At 53.6% G+C, this 461-nt stretch carries 4 tRNA genes; all 4 read left to right on the top strand.

The annotated features are described in order from the left end of the window. The first annotated feature begins 42 nt into the window (after nt 1-42). The 4 genes from N784_RS15800 (at nt 43) to N784_RS15785 (ending at nt 382) form a co-directional block, all read left to right on the top strand. Nucleotides 43-117, top strand: a tRNA-Asn gene (locus tag N784_RS15800). Between the two features lies 1 nt (nt 118). Beyond that, nucleotides 119-212, top strand: a tRNA-Ser gene (locus N784_RS15795). A gap of 10 nt (nt 213-222) precedes the next feature. After that, nucleotides 223-297 (top strand) — tRNA-Glu (locus N784_RS15790). Between the two features lie 9 nt (nt 298-306). Beyond that, nucleotides 307-382, top strand: a tRNA-Val gene (locus N784_RS15785). Nucleotides 383-461 lie beyond the last annotated feature (79 nt).

Raw genomic sequence — 461 nt, 5'->3', positions numbered from 1 at the left:
TTCCCCGCAAGAGTAGGACGTCGCCAGGCATTTATTCCATATTCCAACGTAGCTCAGTGGTAGAGCTATCGGCTGTTAACCGATCGGTCGCAGGTTCGAATCCTGCCGTTGGAGCCATGGAGAGCTGTCCGAGTGGCCGAAGGAGCACGATTGGAAATCGTGTAGGCCCTAAAAACGGGGTCTCGAGGGTTCGAATCCCTCGCTCTCCGCCAGTACAAAACTGGCCCGTTGGTCAAGTGGTTAAGACACCGCCCTTTCACGGCGGTAACACGGGTTCGAATCCCGTACGGGTCACCAAAATTATATGGAGGATTAGCTCAGTTGGGAGAGCACTTGCCTTACAAGCAAGGGGTCACTGGTTCGAGCCCAGTATCCTCCACCATATAAAAATTCATTATTATTACCGCGGGGTGGAGCAGTCTGGTAGCTTGTCGGGCTCATAACCCGAAGGTCGCAGGTTC

It is taken from the genome of Pontibacillus litoralis JSM 072002, assembly GCF_000775615.1.
GTDB classification, from domain to species: Bacteria; Bacillota; Bacilli; order Bacillales; family BH030062; genus Pontibacillus; species Pontibacillus litoralis.
This window is presented reverse-complemented; position numbering and strand designations above follow the sequence as displayed.